Origin of the sequence: Shewanella cyperi, assembly GCF_017354985.1 — a bacterium.
Taxonomy (GTDB): domain Bacteria; phylum Pseudomonadota; class Gammaproteobacteria; order Enterobacterales; family Shewanellaceae; genus Shewanella; species Shewanella cyperi.
Window position 1 is genome coordinate 329082 of the sequence record NZ_CP071501.1, and the last position, 19252, is coordinate 348333.

General features: G+C 55.4%; 15 protein-coding genes. 8 read left to right on the top strand and 7 right to left on the bottom strand.

The annotated features are described in order from the left end of the window. Nucleotides 1-8: 8 nt before the first annotated feature. Both JYB84_RS01440 and JYB84_RS01445 read left to right on the top strand, forming a co-directional pair. Nucleotides 9-4346: an alpha-1,6-glucosidase domain-containing protein gene (locus tag JYB84_RS01440; protein ID WP_207321691.1), complete on the top strand. Its 4338-nt coding sequence runs from the start codon at nt 9-11 to the stop codon at nt 4344-4346. A 134-nt stretch (nt 4347-4480) separates the two neighbouring features. After that, on the top strand, nt 4481-5470 hold the full coding sequence (locus JYB84_RS01445) for a serine/threonine dehydratase (RefSeq protein ID WP_207321692.1): 990 nt from the start codon (nt 4481-4483) through the stop codon (nt 5468-5470). A gap of 156 nt (nt 5471-5626) precedes the next feature. Here the strand turns inward: JYB84_RS01445 and pepN are convergent, their stop codons facing one another. Then, the gene (gene pepN / locus JYB84_RS01450) at nt 5627-8302 is read right to left on the bottom strand and encodes an aminopeptidase N (protein ID WP_207321693.1); all 2676 of its coding nucleotides are present in this window, start codon (nt 8300-8302) and stop codon (nt 5627-5629) included. A 185-nt stretch (nt 8303-8487) separates the two neighbouring features. Continuing rightward, nucleotides 8488-9351 (bottom strand): YicC/YloC family endoribonuclease, encoded by an 864-nt coding sequence (locus tag JYB84_RS01455; protein WP_207321694.1) that lies wholly within the window; start codon nt 9349-9351, stop codon nt 8488-8490. Nucleotides 9352-9570: 219 nt separating this feature from the next. Between JYB84_RS01455 and rph the strand changes: the two genes are divergently transcribed. Then, nucleotides 9571-10284 carry a ribonuclease PH gene (gene rph, locus JYB84_RS01460; RefSeq protein ID WP_207321695.1) on the top strand — a complete coding sequence of 238 codons (714 nt, stop codon included), beginning with the start codon at nt 9571-9573 and terminating at the stop codon, nt 10282-10284. A gap of 117 nt (nt 10285-10401) precedes the next feature. Beyond that, nucleotides 10402-11043 (top strand): orotate phosphoribosyltransferase, encoded by a 642-nt coding sequence (pyrE, locus tag JYB84_RS01465; protein WP_207321696.1) that lies wholly within the window; start codon nt 10402-10404, stop codon nt 11041-11043. 72 nt (nt 11044-11115) lie between these two features. Here pyrE and folE read toward each other — a convergent pair whose 3' ends face one another. From folE to coaBC, 5 genes are all read right to left on the bottom strand, one after another. Continuing rightward, the gene (gene folE, locus JYB84_RS01470; RefSeq protein ID WP_207321697.1) at nt 11116-11766 is read right to left on the bottom strand and encodes a GTP cyclohydrolase I FolE; all 651 of its coding nucleotides are present in this window, start codon (nt 11764-11766) and stop codon (nt 11116-11118) included. 193 nt (nt 11767-11959) lie between these two features. Next, nucleotides 11960-13906 carry an alpha/beta hydrolase family protein gene (locus tag JYB84_RS01475; RefSeq protein WP_207321698.1) on the bottom strand — a complete coding sequence of 649 codons (1947 nt, stop codon included), beginning with the start codon at nt 13904-13906 and terminating at the stop codon, nt 11960-11962. Between the two features lie 109 nt (nt 13907-14015). After that, nucleotides 14016-14609, bottom strand: coding sequence for a nucleoid occlusion factor SlmA (gene slmA / locus JYB84_RS01480; protein ID WP_207321699.1), 594 nt, complete (start codon nt 14607-14609; stop codon nt 14016-14018). Between the two features lie 34 nt (nt 14610-14643). Continuing rightward, a complete protein-coding gene (gene dut, locus JYB84_RS01485; protein ID WP_207321700.1) occupies nt 14644-15102 on the bottom strand; it encodes a dUTP diphosphatase in 459 nt (152 codons plus the stop codon). Further along, nucleotides 15099-16337, bottom strand: a complete 1239-nt coding sequence (gene coaBC, locus JYB84_RS01490) for a bifunctional phosphopantothenoylcysteine decarboxylase/phosphopantothenate--cysteine ligase CoaBC (RefSeq protein WP_207321701.1) — start codon at nt 16335-16337, stop codon at nt 15099-15101. Before coaBC ends, dut begins: the two co-directional genes overlap by 4 nt. A gap of 59 nt (nt 16338-16396) precedes the next feature. Here coaBC and radC point away from each other — a divergent pair, with 59 nt between their 5' ends. From radC to argA, 4 genes are all read left to right on the top strand, one after another. Then, a complete protein-coding gene (radC, locus tag JYB84_RS01495) occupies nt 16397-17074 on the top strand; it encodes a RadC family protein (RefSeq protein ID WP_207321702.1) in 678 nt (225 codons plus the stop codon). Between the two features lie 122 nt (nt 17075-17196). Further along, entirely contained in the window at nt 17197-17433 is a 237-nt protein-coding gene (gene rpmB, locus JYB84_RS01500) for a 50S ribosomal protein L28 (RefSeq protein ID WP_207321703.1), read from the top strand. Nucleotides 17434-17439: 6 nt separating this feature from the next. Then, on the top strand, nt 17440-17613 hold the full coding sequence (gene rpmG / locus JYB84_RS01505) for a 50S ribosomal protein L33 (RefSeq protein WP_011758450.1): 174 nt from the start codon (nt 17440-17442) through the stop codon (nt 17611-17613). Between the two features lie 301 nt (nt 17614-17914). After that, the gene (gene argA, locus JYB84_RS01510; RefSeq protein ID WP_207321704.1) at nt 17915-19237 is read left to right on the top strand and encodes an amino-acid N-acetyltransferase; all 1323 of its coding nucleotides are present in this window, start codon (nt 17915-17917) and stop codon (nt 19235-19237) included. Nucleotides 19238-19252: the final 15 nt, after the last annotated feature.

Genomic DNA, 19252 nt, shown 5'->3' on the forward strand with positions numbered 1-19252 from the left:
GAAAACTCATGTTGAGTATCTCTAATCTTGCCCGACTGTCTGCGCTGGTGCTCGGCGCCAGCCTGCTGTGGGGCTGTGGCAGCGATTCATCCGAACCCGGTCAGGTACTGCTGACCTGTGATGTGCCCATGGTGCCCGACGCCAGCGGCACCCAGTGTGTGGCGCCGCCCCCCAAGGTCTGCCAGGCGCCCACGTTTCCCGATGCAAAAAATGAAAACTGCATAGTAGGTTACAACCCCGAGCTGCCGGACCCAGTGGTCTTTGCCGGTAAAAATCAGGCCGTGCTCTATTACAACCGCATCAAGGATAAAGACAACAGCAGCGCCAATCCCAATTACCCGGGTTACAAGTTGCACACCTGGAACAATGACACCTGCGATGCCTATGCGCCGCCGTTTGACACCAGTAGCTGGGCCAACGGTCATCCCTTCGATGGCATAGATCCCAACTACGGTGCCTACTGGATATTAACTCTCAAGGAAGGTCACAGTGATTGCGCCAACTTCATAGTACACACAGGTACCGAAGGCAGCGGCAAGGCCCTGGGTGATGGCGATCTCAAGATGAACCTCAAGCCTTTTGAGGATCCCAGTGCAGCCGAGGCCAGGTTCGACAGGGTCAACTTCACCATCCACGGTGAGAGTAGTGTTTACGACTTCCCTATTCTGGATGTGGGTTTTTCCATCTCGGGTGCCAGCGCCCACTGGCTGGATAAAGACACCTTGGTGTGGAATGAAAGCCCCGAAGGTATCAGTCAGTTCGTACTGCTGCACTCACCCAATGCCGACATTGGTGTCGATGAGCGCGGTAACCTCAGTGGCGCTCGGTTGCTGCTGACCCAAACCGAACTCAATGAAGTGCAAAAGGCCCAGGTACCGCAGCTGGCAAACTGGCCGGCGTATCGGCTCAGCCATTCTGACACTGAGGCCAGGGCCTTGGTGAAGGAACAACTGGTGCTGGCCGGTCTGGATGCCGACGGCAAACCTCTGGCCGCCACCTATGTGCAAAATGCGCGGGCCCTGGATGACCTCTATACCTCGGGAGATGCTGATGCCAATGAGGCGAGCCTGGGGATCAGCTATGAAGGCGATGCAGTTACCGCGAGACTCTGGGCGCCCACGGCTCAGGCGGTGACCCTCAAGGTGTATGACGAGGCGAAAAACTTAACCCGTAGCGAGACCATGACCGAAGACCCTGCCACCGGTATCTGGTCTTTCACTGGCACCGGGCTTGACCGTCGCTATTACCGCTATGAACTGACCCTGTATCATCCGGTCAGCAAAAAACTGGAAACCGTCGAGAGTACCGATCCTTACTCGGTCAACGTGTCCGCCAATGGCCGTTTCAGCCAGTTTGTTAACCTGAGCGATGCCGACACCAAGCCAGATGGCTGGGATGGTCATATGGTGCCCGAGGGCGCGGATCCCGAGGACATAGTGGTGTACGAGGGCCATGTCCGCGACTTCAGCATCCGCGATGACAGCACCAGCGCCGCCAACCGCGGCAAGTACCTGGCCTTCACCGAAGAGGGGTCGGCCCCTGTGGAGCATTTGCGTTCACTGGCACAAAAGGGCCTGACCCACTTCCATGTGCTGCCTGTGACCGACATGGCCACGGTGAACGAGCTGGAAGATGAGCGGGTGGAACTGACCGACACCCTGGGCAAGCTGTGCGGCAAGATTAACGACAGCGCCGATGCCTGTAAGACCAAGGACAAGGGCGCCACTATCCAGAGCCTGCTGGAAGACAGCCTGCCGGGCTCCGCCGATGCCCAGGCACTGGTGAATGCCATGCGTGGTCTGGATGGCTTCAACTGGGGCTACGACCCACAGCACTTCCTGGCACCCGAGGGCAGCTATGCCTCAAGCCCCGATGGTGTGGCCAGGGTTAAAGAGCTGAGAGCCATGAACATGGCGCTGCACGGCATTGGTCTTCGCACCGTGCTCGACGTGGTGTACAACCACACCAGCTCCTCCGGCTTGTATGACAACTCAGTGCTCGACAAGGTCGTGCCCGGTTATTACCACCGCTACGACCCTGTGACCGGTGCCATGCAGCGCTCCACCTGCTGCGAAAACACCGCCACCGAACACGCCATGATGGCTAAGCTGATGAACGACACCCTGGTGTCACTGGCGCAGGATTTTGGCTTTGACGGTTTCCGTTTCGACATCATGGGCCATATTCCCAAGTCGGCCATGCTGGCGGCGCGGGATGCGGTGCGTGCCGTGGACCCCGATACCTACTTCTACGGTGAGGGCTGGAACTTCGGCGAGGTGGCCGACAACCGCCTGTTCGAGCAGGCCACCCAGGCCAATCTGGCCGGCACCGAGGTGGGCAGCTTCAACGACAGAATTCGTGAAGCCATCCGTGGTGGCAGCCTGTTCCAGAGCGAGCTCAAGGACGAAGTGCTGCGGGATCAGGACACCCTCAGGCTGTCCATGGCCGGCAACCTTAAAGACTATGTGCTCAAGGACTTCAACGGCAATTCGGCCAAGGGCAGCAGCTTCAGCTGGAATTCCCAGCCCACGGCCTATGCCACCGATCCGGCCGACATCATCAACTATGTGTCCAAGCACGATAACGAGACACTGTGGGACAAGCTGCAATACAGCCTCCCCGTGGGCATGAGCCTGGAAGACAGAGTTAGGGCCCAGAACATTGCTGCCACTGTGCCACTGCTGAGCCAGGGTATTCCCTTCCTGCAACTGGGCGGTGACATGCTGCGCTCCAAGTCCATGGACCGCAACAGCTATGACTCAGGCGACTGGTTCAACTATGTGGACTTTACCCAGTCGGGCAACAACTGGAACGTGGGTCTGCCGCTGGCACAGGACAACCAGGGCAACTGGAATACCATCTCCGGTATTTCGGCCAACCCCAATACCGCGGCCTCGGCCAGCGAGATTGGCTTTGCCGCCGAGGTGTTTGGCGAGTTTCTGCAAATCCGTCATCAGAGCAAGCTGTTCCGTCTGACCACAGCCGAGGACATCATTGCCCGGGTTGGCTTCCACAACGTGGGCAAGCGCCAAACCCAGGGTGTGATTGTGATGAGCCTGGATGATGGTGCGGGTCTTACGGATCTCGACCCTGCGGTCGACGCCATAGTGGTGATGGTCAATGGCACGGCAAGCAGCCAGTCCCATACAGTACCTACGGCCTCGGGCTTCAGCCTGCATCCGCTGCTGGCATCTTCCATCGATGCCAGGGTGCGCGGCGCCAGCTTCAGCGCAGGCGATAACGAGGGCACCTTCACAGTGCCTGCCTACACCACGGCGGTGTTTGTTAAGGCCCAGGGCGCGGCCCAGGGCGAAGGTCTGTCGGCCAATGCCACCGTGGGCGCCCCCGATGTGGTGCCCTATGGCAGCACCACAGTGTATGTCCGTGGCAGCCTGAACGGCTGGGGCACAGGCAATCCACTGCAATACGTTGGCAACGGCGAATACCGGGTGGCTATCACCCTGGCGCCCGGCGACTATGAGTTCAAGCTGGCGTCGGAAGACTGGAGCACGGTGGACTTTGGTGGTGTGTCTGCGGACGTTGCCGATGTGGAAGAGGGCGTGGTTGAGCAATTGGCGGCCAAGGGTGCCAACCTTAAGTTCAGCGCAACCCTGGCGGCGACCTATGTGTTCTCCCTCGATGCCAGTGACAAGGACAATCCGCAGCTGACCGTGTACAACGAGGAGCCGTTCCCCGGCACCCAGGTGTACCTGCGCGGTGATATGAACGGCTGGGGCTCCGACAACGCCATGACCTATCTGGGTGGCGGCGTTTACCGGGCCGATGTAGCGCTGACCGCCGGCAGCAAGGGCTTCAAGCTCGCCTCCAGCGACTGGAGCACAGTGGATTTTGGCAGCGGTGAGGCCGATGGCAGTGTGACCCTGGGCGTGGAGAAATTACTGGCCGTTAAGGGCGGTAACCTCAGCATGAACTTTGATGAGGACACCAGCTACAGCTTCATCTTTGACCTGTCGAACCGTAGCGAACCTTTGCTGACCGTGTTCAAGACCGACATTTTTGCCGGCACCCAGGTGTTCCTGCGCGGCGGCATGAATGGCTGGGGCACAGACAACCCCTTAAGCTATCAGGGAGCAGGTGTCTACAGCACAGACGTCAGCCTCGGCGCTGGTGCGGTTGAGTTCAAGGTGGCAAGCTCGGATTGGAGCACAGTGGATTTCGGTGCCCTGTCAGGCGATGTTGCCGATGTGGCGCTGGACGAGGCCGAGCCGCTGGCGGCCAAGGGCACCAACCTCAAGCTCAATGTGGCCGAGGCAGGTACTTACCGCTTCACGGTAGCAGGGCCGGACCCGAGTGCGCCCAGCTTGACCGTCACCAGGGTCAATTGACCTGACATTAAAAAAGCCGCCCTTGGGCGGCTTTTTTGTCCTTGTCATTCCCTTGGCTGAGTTGGTCCTCGGCAGACTTGTTATCGGGGCCTAAGCTGTTACAGTCAGTCGTATTCTTATAAATGGAGACCAAGATGTCCCTGCCGCAATATGCCGATGTGCTGGCCGCCAGCGAACGAATTCAACCCTATATAAGTGAGACCCCGATAGTCAGTTCCTACCTGCTGAACGATTGGCTCGGCCACAAGGTGTTTTTCAAGGCCGAATGCCTGCAACGGGTCGGTGCCTTCAAGTTGCGCGGTGCCACCAATGTGCTGGCCTGGCTCAAGGAACAGGGCAAGCTGCCCAAAAAGGTGGTCGCCAACAGCTCGGGCAATCACGCCCAGGCGGTAGCCTATGCCGCGCGCCAGTTTGGGGTGGCGGCGCAGATTTTCAGCCCGCAGAACGTGTCCAAGGTCAAGGCCGCCGCGACCCGTTTCTATGGTGCCGAGCTGGTGCTGTGCGAGACCCGGCAAGAGGCCGATGAGCAGGTGCAGGCCGCCGCGGCCGCAGCCGACACTGTGTGGATCCCCCCCTTCAACCATCCGCAGATTATTGCCGGTCAGGGCACGGCGACGCTGGAAGCCCTTAGGCAATTGCCGCCCATGGATGGGGTGTTTGCCCCCTGCGGTGGTGGTGGCCTGCTCAGCGGCACCCTGCTGGCGACCCGGGAACTGTGTCCCCATGCGGCCGTGGTCGGTGCCGAGCCCTTGCTCGGCAATGACGCCGCCCGCTCACTGCGAAGTGGCTCAATAGTGCGTCTCGACGCCCAACCCGACACCCTGGCCGATGGCGCCGCTACCCTGGCGGTGGGTTCTCTGACCTTCCCCCTGTTGCAGCAACTGGATGATTTTTACGAGGTGGATGAAGAGCGCATCGCCTATTGGACCCAATGGTTACAGCACCTGCTGAAGCTGCATGTGGAACCCACCAGTGCCATGAGCATGGAGGCCGTGGTGCAATGGCTCGGCAAGCAAACCAGCCCCAAACAGGTGCTGGTGATCCTCTCCGGCGGCAATATAGATCAGGCTAAAATGCTGCGCATCTGGCAGGATGACCACCTGCTGCACAGGCCCGGGCTTTGAAGCGCCGATTGCCACCTAATGCAAAAACGCCAGCAAAAGCACAATAAAAAACGGCTGCAATGCAGCCGTTTTTTTCAGTCACAGACATTCTGCGTAATGGTTTGGAGCCTGTTTCATATGTGTCATAACAGCACTCTCAGGTTGGATTTGGCCGGTTTAACCAGGGATCTTATCCATGATCTTTATACAGCGTTCCACCCGCTCTTTTTTCACTTTCAGTGAGCGCACCACGGGGAACTTAAGCCCCTGCCACTCGTTCAGCAATTTGCCGAGCAGTTCAGCATCATCGTGGTTACAGTTGGACGGCAGCATGGCATTGGCGTAGCTCACCAGGAAACGATCATCGGCGCTGTCGTTAAGCTTGGGAATAGTGTCGATAATGGTGTCCAGATAGGGCGTCCTCAGTTCTGGGTGTTCGTTATTGAACAGCGAGAACATGATGAACTGTTGTTCCCTGAGTTTGAGGTTGGCCGCGTCATTTTGTATGGTGCTGAACCACTTGGCTTTGACATCGACCAGAGGGCGCGACACCTCGGTCGCCAGGGCGCTCAGCTTGCCCCGATCGGAATTGTCGCGCTGTTTCTCTTCCTCCAGTAATCGCTGATAGTCACCTTGAAGGAAGCGGTTCGCCATGCCAACCAGGCGCCAACGTTTATCCTGATCCAGGGTAAAGCCATCGAGTTGTTCCTTACCGCTGATAAAGCCCAGCAAGGTATGCCAGTGGCTTGGACTGTCGACGCTGCCAATGTACAGATTAAACCAGAGCTTTTGCAGATCGGAACCCGGCTTGGCAGCCTTAAGCTGTTGCCAGGCGAAGCTTTCAACATTGGTGATTTCTTCTTGTACTTGTTTGCCTTGGCGACGAGCTTCCCACAGAACGTTATTAGCATACTCCAGACCATCCACCACCAGGGCTATGATGGTTTCGTCCTGTTCCTTGGGCAGGTTGGCCATGGCAAAGTCCACATATTCCATGGGCGTGATCTCTGCCTCATTGACACCGTCAATCAGGCTTTGCCACAGCATCAGGCGGGTATAGTTGTCTGATACACCGTTGATATGTGTCTTCAGGGTTTGATGGGACTTTTCGTCAAGAATCACCTTGGCATAGGCAAAGTCGCCCTCGTTGGGGTACACCATATCCGGGCAGGGGGCGCCGATAAGTGAACTGACGTCGGTATTGGCTCCCCGATAGATCAGATCTTCAACCCGGGTCTTGGTGAGTTTGCCGGCCTTTTCATTGAAGAGGGCAATACGGGTTTTTTGGGTGCGCAGGGTACTGTCGTGCTCGCCGTGGCCCTGTTGCAGGCTGAATTGGCTGATACGCTCATCTTTACACTGATAGCTGACCTTGATGTTGTTAAGTCCGGAAGTGTAGAGCCATTCCTTTGACCAGGCATCGAGGTTAACCCCTGAACTGTGTTGCAGCGCGCCGATAAAGTCGGCCAACTGGGTGTTTTTCTCGCTGTGGGTTTTCAGGTAGTGACTGACGCCCTCACGGAACTTGTCCTCGCCCAGATAGAACCACAATTGCTTGAGCACTGAGCCACCCTTGCCATAGGTGATACCATCGAAGTTGGAGAAGGCTTCGGTGGTATTGGCGACATCGAGTTGAATGGCGTGGGTGGTGACCGAATCGTCGGTCCCATAGGCCCACTGCTTGGTGCTGCTGTAGTAATTTTCCCAGACTCCCGGGAACATCTCGGTTTTATACAGCGCCAGGTTGGACATAAAGGTGGCAAAGCTTTCGTTGAGCCACAGGCCATCCCACCATTTCATGGTCACCAGATTGCCAAACCACATATGGGCCAGTTCGTGGGCTATGGTGTTGGCATGATTACGGCGGGCATCAAGGGTTTTTTCTCCGCGGCTGATATAGCTCTCATTGAAAGTCACTGCGCCGACGTTTTCCATGGCCCCGGAGTTGAAATCGGGCACCATCAGCTGGTCGTATTTATGGTAGGGATAGTGGATATCAAAATATTGATTGAAAAAGGCAAATGACTTCTTGGTCGGCTCAAACCATTCCTCGGGCTTGACGTACTTTGCCATGCTCTTGCGGGCAAATAGTCTTAAGGGTACGTCACCGGCTTTGTCTTGCCACTGGACAAAGGGACCGGCGTGCAGTGCAAACACGTATGAAGAAAAACGGTCGGTTTGCTTAAATTGCCAATGCCTGGTGTTTTCTTGTTCATCTATGCGGCTTTCCCTTTGGTTGGAGATCACCTGCCAATCGGCGGGCGCCTTCACATCCAGCAGGTAGGTGGCTTTTAAATCGGGCTGGTCAAAGTGCGGGAACAGGCGGTTGGCATCGTAGGGCTCAAAGTCCGTGTAAAGGTAGACGGCATTATCTTCGGGATCTTTGAAACGGTGCAGTCCGGTACCCGTATTGCCATAGTTGGCGCGGTAGCGGATTTCGATGCGGTTATGCCCATCAGCCAGTTGTTGCGAGGGGATTTCGATAAACCATTTGCTATAAGTAAACTCGGCCGGCTTACCGTTGATGAGTATGGTTTCCACGGCTCCCTGATAAAAATCCACCGTCAATGGCAATGTTGTCAGCGGTTTATAGTCAAAGGTGATCACACTGGTACCGGAAAAACTTTCATCGCCCAGGGTGAAGTCGACGGATAACCGGTAATCGACCTTGCTGATAAGGGCGCTGCGTTGGGCCGCATACCCCTGTTCCAGTGCATCGGACTGCACCCGTGGCGCAAATGCTATTTGAGTTACAGCCTCAGTGGTGTTGGTTGCAACCTGGCCAGGAGCACTACTGCATCCCTGCATCAACAGAAGTCCGGTTAAGGTGCTGGCGATAATAGATTTTTTCATTAAAGAAGATCCCCTTTCTTGAGTCAGTGTCCGTGTATAACACAAGCTCGATGGTTATCAGAGTGTAAAAATTGTAACCGGGGGTGAACCGTAGAACGCAAGGCGCAGCAGCGTGGCCAAGTTGGGCTGGGTGCCATAAAGAAGAGCGCCAATAGGCGCTCTTCTTTATGGGGGAAGTAATGGGATTATTCCACGTTCTGGATCTGTTCGCGCATCTGCTCGATGATGACCTTGAGTTCCACCGCGGCGGCCGTGACTTCTGAATTGATGGACTTGGAGGCCAGGGTGTTCGACTCGCGATTGAATTCCTGCATCATAAAGTCTAGGCGACGCCCTTCACTGCCACCTTTTTTGAGGATACGGCGGGCCTCATTGACGTGGGCCTCGAGTCTGTCCATTTCTTCGGCAACGTCCTGTTTCTGGGCCAGCAACACAAGTTCCTGCTCCAGGCGGGCGGGATCCAGCTCGGCCTTGATCTCGGCGAGACGGCTGGTGAGTTTTTCCCGCTGCCATTCCATCACTTTCGGCATGTGAGCTCGCACCAGGGCGATTTGGGCTTCGACCCCGTCAAGGCGGGTCAACAGCATCTCCTTGATGGCGCTGCCTTCGCGGCCGCGAGCCTCGATAAATTGATCGATTGCGGTGTCAAAGGCCTGCAGCAGCTCGGTGCTGATGGTATCCATGTCCTGCTCGGCTGTGGCGATAACGCCGGGCCAGCGCAGTATGTCGGTGAGGCTGATTTCACCACTGCCGGCTTCCTGCTTGAGCCAGTCGGCGGCCGCCAGCAGTTTGCGGGCCAATGGTTGGTTGAGGTTGAGCTCGGCACCACTGTCTTCGGCCAGCTCATAGCGCAGATTGACTTCCACCTTGCCGCGGTTGAGGCGTTTGCGCAGCTTGTCCCTGAGCACGGGCTCCAGGCTGCGGAACTGCTCGGGCAGGCGCAGGTAGGTCTCAAGGTAACGCTGGTTGACCGAGCGGATCTCCCAGGAGGCGTTGCCCCAGGAGGCTTTGTGCTCAATACGAGCATAGGCTGTCATGCTTTGGATCATTGGCTTTTCCGCAGAAGTGATTCCGGATTGAAGGCCGATTATAACCACAAGACAGGGCAAAGATCAGTGCCTGGTACATAAAGCGGCGCCAGGGTGAGTATTTTTCCGCTATCGGCCCGGCTCTGGGCGCTAAATGCCAAGCCGGCATGGCATAGCGGCCGCCATGGCCCTATAATGTGCAGCCAACTAAATGAATCCCCCAAATTTACAGGAATCGCCATGCGTCCAGGTAATCGTACTCCGGCTCAAACCCGGCCCATCACCATCACCCGTCAGTTCACCGCCCATGCCGAAGGCTCGGTACTGGTGGAGTTCGGTGAGACCAAGGTGTTGTGCACCGCGAGCTTTACCGAGGGCGTACCCCGTTTCCTCAAGGGCCAGGGCCAGGGCTGGGTAACCGCCGAATACGGCATGCTGCCGCGTTCAACCCACACCCGCATGGACAGGGAAGCGGCCCGTGGCAAGCAGTCCGGTCGCACCCAGGAAATCCAGCGTCTTATCGGTCGCGCCCTGCGTGCAGCTGTGGATATGAAGCTGCTGGGTGAAAATACCCTGGTGATCGACTGTGACGTGATCCAGGCCGATGGCGGCACCCGCACCGCGGCCATTACAGGTGCCTGTGTGGCGCTGGTGGATGCCCTTAATTGGGCCCGCGGCAAGGGCATCATCAAGGCCAATCCCTTGAAGTTCCTGATCGCCGCCGTCAGTGTGGGCATTCACAATGGTGAGGCCATCTGCGATCTGGAATATGTGGAAGACAGCGCCGCAGAGACAGACATGAACGTGGTGATGACCGAGACCGGCAAGATCATCGAAGTGCAGGGTACCGCCGAGGGCGAACCCTTCAGCCACGAAGAGCTGCTCAGCATGCTGGAGCTGGCCAAGCACGGCATTCGCGAGATCATCGATGTGCAGAAGGCTGCACTGAACTGATCCCATCAAGGACCCCACGGGGTCCTTTTTAGCAACAGATTTAGCAATTGAATGTGACCCGCCAATAGTCGCGGGCGGTCACGGCAGTGACCCGAGTTAACCCTTAAAGGAGCGATTGTGAAAGCCTATCAGCGTGAGTTTATTGAGTTTGCCCTGGAGCGCAATGTACTGAGATTCGGCGAGTTTACCTTGAAGTCGGGTCGTACCAGCCCCTATTTCTTCAACGCCGGCCTGTTCAATACCGGTCGCGATCTGGCCCGTCTGGGACGTTTTTATGCGGCGGCGCTGATGGATGCCGGCATAGATTACGATTTGCTGTTTGGCCCGGCCTACAAGGGTATTCCCATCGCGACTACCACTGCTGTGGCCTTGGCCGAGCACCATGATGTGGATGTGCCTTACTGCTTCAATCGCAAGGAAAAGAAAGACCACGGCGAAGGTGGCACCCTGGTGGGCAGCGAGCTCAAGGGCAAGGTGATGCTGGTGGACGACGTGATCACCGCAGGTACCGCCATCCGCGAATCCATGGAAATCATCCAGGCCAACGGCGCGACCCTGGCCGGTGTGCTTATCGCCCTCGATCGTCAGGAGAAGGGCAAGGGTGAGTTGTCCGCCATTCAGGAAGTGGAGCGGGATTTTGGTTGCAGCATAGTGGCCATTATCAAGCTTGAAGACCTGATTGCCTATCTGGCCGAAAAGCCCGGCCGGGAGCAGGAACTGGCGGCCGTTCGTGCCTACCGTGAGCAATACGGCATCTAAGGCGCTAAGTGCAGATAGCAAAAAGCCAGACCTGAGTCTGGCTTTTTTGTTGTCCTGATTTTGAGAGCCGGCTTAGCGGCTCTTTTGCAGGAACTCGGCGCGGGTGGCCGGATTGGACTTGAAGATCCCGCCCAGGGCCGTGGTGGTGGTGGAGCTGGTGGAGTCCATCACACCGCGGGCTTTAACGCAGTAATGCACGGCATCAATCTTGACCGCCACATCCTTGGTTTCCAGCAGGGTCTGCAGAGCCACCAGAATTTGCTGGGTCAGCCGCTCCTGCACCTGGGGACGTTGGGAAAAGAAGCGCACTATGCGGTTGATCTTAGACAGACCGATGATCTTTTTACGCGGTAAGTAGGCCACGGTAGCCATGCCGTCTATGGTCACCAAATGATGTTCGCAGGTACTGGTCAGGCTGATGTCCTGCACCCGCACCATTTCGTCCACGCCCATCTTGTTGTCTATGACGGTGATCTTGGGGAAATTTTGGTAATCGAGACCGGAAAAAATTTCGTCCACATACATCTTGGCGATACGGCGGGGAGTGTCGGCCAGGCTGTCATCACGCAGATCCAAAGACATCAGGCTCAAAATGGCCTTCATGTGCTCTTCGATCTTGCTCTTGCGCTCTTCGCTGCTGAGACCGCAGGGAACCATGGGGGTTTCCAAGCCGTGTTCCAGCAGTGCTGATTGAACCTGAATTGCTGCTTCGGTAATTGCCATTGTTTCCTCCACCACTTAACGGGACGCGGTCGGCCGCCGCCATCCTCCGCAGGCATTCGACCGGAACAGACAGTCGGCCGAAATGCGGAAGCGGGAGGATACTCTCATTTGCTGCAAATTCATACTAAATTCGCACGTCAGCCCATGAAAAGGCCGCCCCATGGGACGGCCTTTTGGGATGTACGCTAAGCTATTAGAGCTTGAGGTTGGCTTTAAGGAACAGCAAAAGTTCCGAGTAATACTTGGCCCTGTGGGTTTCATTGTAGAAACCGTGGCCTTCGTTATCCATCACCAGGGTCTGATACGGATAATTGCGGGCCTTCAACGCATCTTCCAGAGCTTCGAATTGCTCTATTGGGGCTCGTTCATCTTTGCCACCGTGCACCAGCAGCAGCTTTGCCTTGAGCTTGTCAACGTTATGCACCGGAGACATGGCTTGCAAGGTGGCCTTGTCCTTGGGAAGAACGTCCTTCAAGTATGCTCGGCCGGACGCCCGTTGCTGTACGTCACCCTCTTCAAACATCATTTCCAGGTCGTAAATGCCGGCAAAGCTTACCGCGCACTTGAACAGATCCGGGGCCAGAATAGAGCTTTGCAGGGCACTGTAGCCGCCAAAGCTTCCTCCCACGATACAGATACGATTCTTATCTGCGGTGCCCTCTGCAATTAACTGTTGAGTGGCATCAATGATGTCATATTGAATGTCAGAACCCCATTTGCGGTAACCTGCTGATTCAAACGTTTCACCATATCCTCCCGAGCCTCGGAAATTGACTTGCAGAACCGCTATGCCATTGCTGGCCAGCAATTGGTTCTGTGGATCAAATGCCCAGTAATCCCTGGGACCGTGGGGACCACCATGGGGGTTGACCACCAAGGGCAGGCTTTTCCCTTCCGATCCGGGTGGAATGGTCAGGTAAGCCTGAACTTGAGTGCCATCCCGGGCAATAACTTTAAAGGGTCTAACCTCGGCCATCTTCTCTGGATCCACGGCATTATTGACTGAGACCAGATAGCGCAGTTTGTTGGTCTTGCTGTTAAACAAGTAGTAATCACCGGGATTACGATCATTAAAGGCGGCGATCACCATCAACTCACCTTTGTCATCTTCGCTGACAATTCGCACTTGGTGCCCGGGAAGTGCGGTAAGCAGATTCTTCATCAACTTGGCCCGTTCATCTTCCGGGTTTACAAACGCATAGGTGGGATAACCATCAGCGAATTCAATGGCGTACAACTGCTTGGTTTGGCCATTAATCCAGTATTTATCCGGATCGACTTTTGCGTCCTGAATGATCTTAGTTTTTTCGCCTTTCTTCAGATCTATTCTATATATTCCCTGCGTTTGACCTGATTCAGTACCTGCGGCATAAATGACATCTCCGCTGTCAGCAAATGACAAAGGCCGAAAGTTTTTCAATTGCAAATCCAAGTTTTTGCTCTGGAGCCAATCCCCATCCTCCCGGTAGTAGACTTGGGTTTTATTATTGCGATCAATACCCGAGACGAAACGGACATCACCCTCATCATCTGGTAAAAACTCGGCGTAACTGATTGGGGCTGTAGTAATTTTACGTCTGATGCCACGGTAGACATCCACTTTGTAGACATCGGCTGGTGTTTCTAAAAGCGGTCCGGAAGTGTTCCAGGAAAAGGCTTTGACCAACATGTTCTTTTTATCATTTTTTAATGGGTCAAGAATAAAAGCCGTGGCATTGATGGCCGTATTCTTCTTCAGGTGAGAGCCTGTTTGTTGTTGGCCATTGTTATAGCCAAATAAATAGGTGGCCTTGCTGCCATCTGCATTGACCGCAAAAAGTTCGCCGTAATACTGAGGCACATCGCTCCATCCTTTAAGGTACTCTTTTGCCAAAACGATGCGCTCACCATTGACCCATTCGTAGTCGCCGACTTGTGCATTTCCAGGGAAAAATACGGCATGTTTAAAATTAAGTGTCTCCGTGTCTAAAATCACCAGCTTAGCTTTGCCTTCATTGATCATGATAGCGCTCAAGTAGGTGCCGTCTGGTGATAATTTAACATTAGAATATTGGCTGGGACGGGCAAAAGTCTCTTCCTGTGTCATTGCATATGATGCCGTACTGAGGCCCAGCAATAAGGCGCAGATAAGTCTGTGCATTGGTATGTGACGTCCTTGTATGATGTGTTAGATTTTCGAGGCGAGTGTAATACAAAGGTTTGGTGTGGAAAAGAAAAAGGATGGCGATGCCATCCTTTTTATGAGTGAGTTAACTCTGTAGCAACTGTTGCTGAATAAAGGTCCACTGCTCATCAAAATGGGTGGTGGGCTTTATTTTAAACTCGCTGCGGATGTATTGGGCGATGCGGCCTTCGGCAAAGGCCAGTAATAAGTTGGCCAGAATGCCTTCGTCCAGATTGAAGCCCTTGCCTTCGCGCAGGGTCTTTTCCCGCAGTATTTGCTTGAGCTGGGTTTCTATTTTGGCGAACAGGGTGCCGATGCGATCCCGCAGGCGTTCATTTTCGCCCAGCAGGGCGTCGCCGCTGAGCACTCGGGAGATGCCGGGATTGCGCTCGGCAAACAACAACAGCAGTTGCAGCACCAACTGGCAACGGCGCATGGTGTCTTTTTCGTCGTCCATGATGAGGTTAATGCGCGACAGCAGCGACTCTTCAATAAACTCGATAAGACCTTCGAACATGCGGGCCTTGCTGGGGAAGTGGCGGTAAAGGGCCGCTTCCGATACGCCCACCTCGGCGGCCAGCTTGGCCGTGGTTATGCGTTGTCCCGGGCTGGTTTCCAGCATCTGCGCCAGGCACTGGAGAATATGATCCCGGCGATTGATTTTTTCTTTGATGGCCATTACGGCGTCCTTCACTCTACTGCTACTACAGACATCAGCGGGTGCCGGAATGGCCAAAACCACCTTCGCCCCGTGAAGAGGTGTCAAATTCATCCACCAGTTTGAATTGCGCCTGAACAACAGGCACAAACACCAGTTGCGCCAGACGATCGCCGATTTCCAGAGTGTAGGGTTCGCTGCCACGGTTCCAGCAGGACACCATCAGGGGCCCCTGATAATCCGAGTCGATAAGCCCCACCAGATTACCGAGCACTATGCCGTGTTTATGACCCATACCCGAGCGCGGCAGAATGACAGCCGCCAAACCCGGATCGGCCACATGAATGGCGATACCTGTTGGAATAAGGACGGTTTCACCGGGCGCTATGGTTAAACGGGTGTCCAGCATGGCGCGCAGGTCCATGCCAGCACTGCCCGGAGTGGCATAGGCCGGCAGCGGAAATTCCGAGCCGATGCGTGAGTCGAGGATTTTCAGTTCTATCGGTGTTTTCATGGATTATTTTTATGTTTCACTATCAGGGAAAGCAATTGATTGGCCAGTGACAGCTTATCGGTTGCCGGCAAGTCTTCGGCGCCCGATTGCCAGAAAACCCTAAGGGCATTTTGATCGGCATTGAAACCGAGCCCGGGGATGGACACATCATTGGCGGCAATCATATCGAGGTTTTTGCGCTGGAGTTTATCTCTGGCGTAGGTTTCCACCTCGTGGGTTTCGGCGGCAAAGCCCACGGTAAAGGGCTTGGGATTGCGGGCCGCGACCGTGGCTAAGATATCAGGATTGCGTACCAGTGCAAGGGACATGGTCTCGCTGGACTTTTTAATCTTGCCCTCTGCCACTTCGGCAATGCGATAGTCGGCTACTGCGGCGCAGCCGATGAATATGTCCTGGCCATTGATGTCCGCCAATACGGCATCGAGCATCTGCTGGGCCGATTCGACGTTTATCCGCTTCACGCCCGCAGGGGTTGCCAGGTTTACGGGACCGCTCACCAGGGTCACCTCGGCGCCCATGGCGCTGGCTGCCTGCGCCAGGGCATAACCCATCTTGCCCGAGCTGTGGTTGGAGATATAACGCACAGGATCTATGGCCTCACGGGTGGGCCCGGCGGTGATCATCAATTTGGACCCGGCAAGCAGCTTGGGGGCAAAAAACTGCTCGGCACGCTCGGCGATGTCCAGAGGCTCCAGCATTCGGCCAGGGCCGACTTCGCCGCAGGCCTGACTGCCGCTGCCCGGCCCCCATATTGTCATGCCGCGGTTAGCGAGTGTCGCCAGATTGTCCTGGGTGGCCGCATTGGCGTACATCTGTTGGTTCATGGCCGGGCACAGCACCACGGGGGCCGAGGTCGCCAGAGCGGCCGTGGTGATCAGTTCATCGGCCATGCCTGCGCGCAGACGGGCAATAAGGTTGGCGGTGGCCGGAGCAATCAGCAGCATGTCGGCCCAGCGTGCCAGCTCTATGTGGCCCATGGCGGCCTCGGCGGCGGGATCCAGCAGATCCATGGCCACGGGAAAACCGCTGAGTGCCTGCAATGTCAGTGGGGTGATAAATTCACAGGCACTGCGGCTCATCACCACCTTCACTTCGGCGCCCCGCTCTTTGAGGCGCCTGACCAGATCGGCACTCTTGTAGGCTGCTATGCCTCCGCCGATACCCAGCAAAATTTTGCGATTTGTCAGGCTCACAGATCCATTCCGGCTAAAATTAACAAGCGTCAACGATACCATAAAGCCTTGGCCTGTAGTGAGCGCCGAAGGGAATATTGATGGCCACAGGGAGTGTGACTATGGGCATGAAAGACTGGCCCCGGGGCGAAGGCCCGCGGGAAAAACTGTTGGAGCGGGGCGCATCTGTACTGTCCGATGCCGAATTGCTGGCGGTATTGTTGCGTAATGGCCTGCAGGGACACAGTGCCCTGGATTTGGCCAGGCAGCTGATCATCGAATTCGGTGGACTGCGGGGGTTAATGTCGGCATCCAAAGCACATGTGTGTCGACTCCCGGGGCTGGGACCGGTAAAATACGCCCAGTTGCAGGCAGCGGCCGAGCTGTCGCGACGTTTGGCTGCCGAGTCCCTGTTGCGTGGGCAGGTGCTGACCAGCCCGGACCTGACCCGTCACTATTTGCTGAGTCAGTTGACGGACAGGGGATATGAGGTGTTTGCCCTGTTGCTGCTGGATAGCCAGCACAGGCTGATCCAATTTGTGGAGCTTTTTCGCGGCACCATAGATGCAGCATCTGTGTATCCAAGGGAAGTAGTGGCCTTGGTGCTGGAGAAAAAAGCGGCAGCCGTGATCCTTTGTCATAATCATCCTTCCGGGGTGGCTGAGCCCAGTCAGGCCGACAGACGGATCACCGAAAGATTGAAAAATGCCTTGGCAACCATAGACGTGCCTGTGTTGGACCATATGGTTGTTGGCGATCGGGAGATAGTCTCCTTTGCCGAGCGCGGGTGGATAAGTTGATCTATTGCTTGATCTCACCCTGCCATTCGTGTATAAAATGCGCCCTCTTTGTGCCTCGGGCGACGGCCATACGAGGTACATTAATGCTCGAGCGTTAAAATTGTTTTTTGGAGAAGATTGACATGTCAAGAGTATGCCAAGTTACTGGCAAGCGACCAATGGTTGGTAACAACCGTTCGCACGCAAAGAACGCGACTCGTCGTCGTTTTTTACCTAACCTGCAAAACCATCGTTTCTGGTTAGAAGGCGAAAAGCGTTTCGTACAACTGCGCGTTTCCACCAAGGGTATGCGCATCATCGACAAGAAAGGCATTGAAGTCGTTATCGCTGAACTTCGTGCCCGTGGCGAGAAGGTGTAATAGAAAATGGCTAAAGCTAAAGGTAACCGTGAGAAGATCAAGCTGGTTTCCAGCGCTAAAACTGGTCACTTCTACACTACCGACAAGAACAAGCGTAACATGCCAGAAAAGATGGAGATCAAGAAGTTTGATCCTGTGATCCGTCAGCATGTTATCTACAAAGAAGCCAAGATCAAGTAAGACTACTTGAACCGGTTTCCCAAAAAGCCCCTGCATTGCAGGGGCTTTTTTTTGGACTATACTTAGGCCGCAATGTTTAATTTTATATTCATGTAGTTAAGGCTCGAAGCAGTGTAAATTGTGTGATGACGGCGACGGGTCTTTAGCTATTGCGCCTTTGCTCTCAAATTGAGAATAAATGCTTTCAATGTGAATTTAAATGCAATAAAATTGCGCGTTCATTCAGTGCTGTGATGCTCAGTGCTGTGATGCTGGAAAAACAGCCGTGTCAGCCCACGTTTTTGCGAGGTAACTAAAGTCAGTGCGTACCACCGAATTGGTTGATGGATTTCGTCACTCCGCCCCCTATGTCAATGCACACAGAGGCAAGACCTTTGTGGTCATGCTGGGTGGTGAAGCCCTGGCCCAGCAACAGTTTCGCGCCATTATCAACGATGTGGCCCTGTTGCACAGTCTGGGGATCAAGGTTGTGCTGGTGTATGGTGCCAGGCCTCAGATAGACGGCGCCCTGGAACAGCATGGTATCGCGCCGGCTTATCACAATGGCGTGCGGATCACCGACGAAGACACCTTAAGGGTGATCAAGCAGGTAGCCGGGGTGTTGCAATTCGACATCACCGCCCGCCTGTCCATGAGCCTGTCCAATACCCCGATGCAAGGCGCCCAGCTCAATGTGGTCAGCGGCAACTTTGTGATTGCCCAGCCGCTTGGAGTGGAAGATGGCGTCGATTTTTGCCTGTCGGGCAAGGTCCGCAGAATTGACACCCAGGGATTAAGGCGCCAGCTGGATAATAACGGCATAGTGCTCATGGGCCCCATTGCGGCCTCTGTGACCGGTGAAAGCTTTAACCTGACGGCCGAAGAAATTGCCACTCAGGTGGCGGTCAAGCTCAAGGCCGACAAGATGATTGGCTTCAGCGCCCAAAACGGTATTCTCGACCGCGACGGCGATGTGATTGCCGAGCTGATGCCCACCGAAGCCCAGAAGATTTTGACCAAGCTGCAGGAGCAGGGCACCGCCTGTGTTGGCACCATGGCGTTTCTCAAGGCCAGTATCGATGCCTGTCGCATGGGCGTGCCCCGTTGCCATCTGGTAAGTTATCTCGAAGACGGCGCCCTGTTGCAGGAACTGTTCTCCCGTGACGGTATCGGTACCCAAATAGTGACCGAAAGCGCCGAACGGCTGCGGCGGGCATCCATTGCCGATATAGGTGGCATTCTCAACCTCATCCGCCCCATGGAAGAGCAAGGGATCTTGGTGCGCCGCTCCCGTGAGCAGCTGGAAATCGAGATTGAGCAATTTATGGTGATCGAGCGTGATGGCCTGGTGATCGGCTGTGCCGCCTTGTATCCCTTTGAAGAGGACAACGCCGGCGAGTTTGCCTGTCTGGTGGTGCATCCCGATTATCGCGATGCCGACCGGGGCAGCCTGCTGCTGAAGAACATCATAGGTCAGGCGAGGGTGCGTGGGTATTCCAGATTGTTTGCCCTGACGACCCGCAGCATTCACTGGTTTTTGGAGCACGGCTTTAATCTGGTGGAGGTCGACGCCCTGCCGACCAAGAAGAAGCAACTGTACAACTACCAACGCCGCTCCAAGATCCTGGCGCTGGATCTGCAGTAAACACTGTATCTGCAG

Excerpts from the sequence above, each read along its gene's own strand:
- JYB84_RS01440 (WP_207321691.1), top strand. The coding sequence starts at position 9 with ATGTTGAGTATCTCTAATCTTGCCCGACTGTCTGCGCTGGTGCTCGGC.
- JYB84_RS01445 (WP_207321692.1), top strand. The coding sequence starts at position 4,481 with ATGTCCCTGCCGCAATATGCCGATGTGCTGGCCGCCAGCGAACGAATT.
- pepN (WP_207321693.1), bottom strand. The coding sequence starts at position 8,302 with ATGAAAAAATCTATTATCGCCAGCACCTTAACCGGACTTCTGTTGATG.
- JYB84_RS01455 (WP_207321694.1), bottom strand. The coding sequence starts at position 9,351 with ATGATCCAAAGCATGACAGCCTATGCTCGTATTGAGCACAAAGCCTCC.
- rph (WP_207321695.1), top strand. The coding sequence starts at position 9,571 with ATGCGTCCAGGTAATCGTACTCCGGCTCAAACCCGGCCCATCACCATC.
- folE (WP_207321697.1), bottom strand. The coding sequence starts at position 11,766 with ATGGCAATTACCGAAGCAGCAATTCAGGTTCAATCAGCACTGCTGGAA.
- JYB84_RS01475 (WP_207321698.1), bottom strand. The coding sequence starts at position 13,906 with ATGCACAGACTTATCTGCGCCTTATTGCTGGGCCTCAGTACGGCATCA.
- slmA (WP_207321699.1), bottom strand. The coding sequence starts at position 14,609 with ATGGCCATCAAAGAAAAAATCAATCGCCGGGATCATATTCTCCAGTGC.
- dut (WP_207321700.1), bottom strand. The coding sequence starts at position 15,102 with ATGAAAACACCGATAGAACTGAAAATCCTCGACTCACGCATCGGCTCG.
- coaBC (WP_207321701.1), bottom strand. The coding sequence starts at position 16,337 with ATGGTATCGTTGACGCTTGTTAATTTTAGCCGGAATGGATCTGTGAGC.
- radC (WP_207321702.1), top strand. The coding sequence starts at position 16,397 with ATGGGCATGAAAGACTGGCCCCGGGGCGAAGGCCCGCGGGAAAAACTG.
- rpmB (WP_207321703.1), top strand. The coding sequence starts at position 17,197 with ATGTCAAGAGTATGCCAAGTTACTGGCAAGCGACCAATGGTTGGTAAC.
- rpmG (WP_011758450.1), top strand. The coding sequence starts at position 17,440 with ATGGCTAAAGCTAAAGGTAACCGTGAGAAGATCAAGCTGGTTTCCAGC.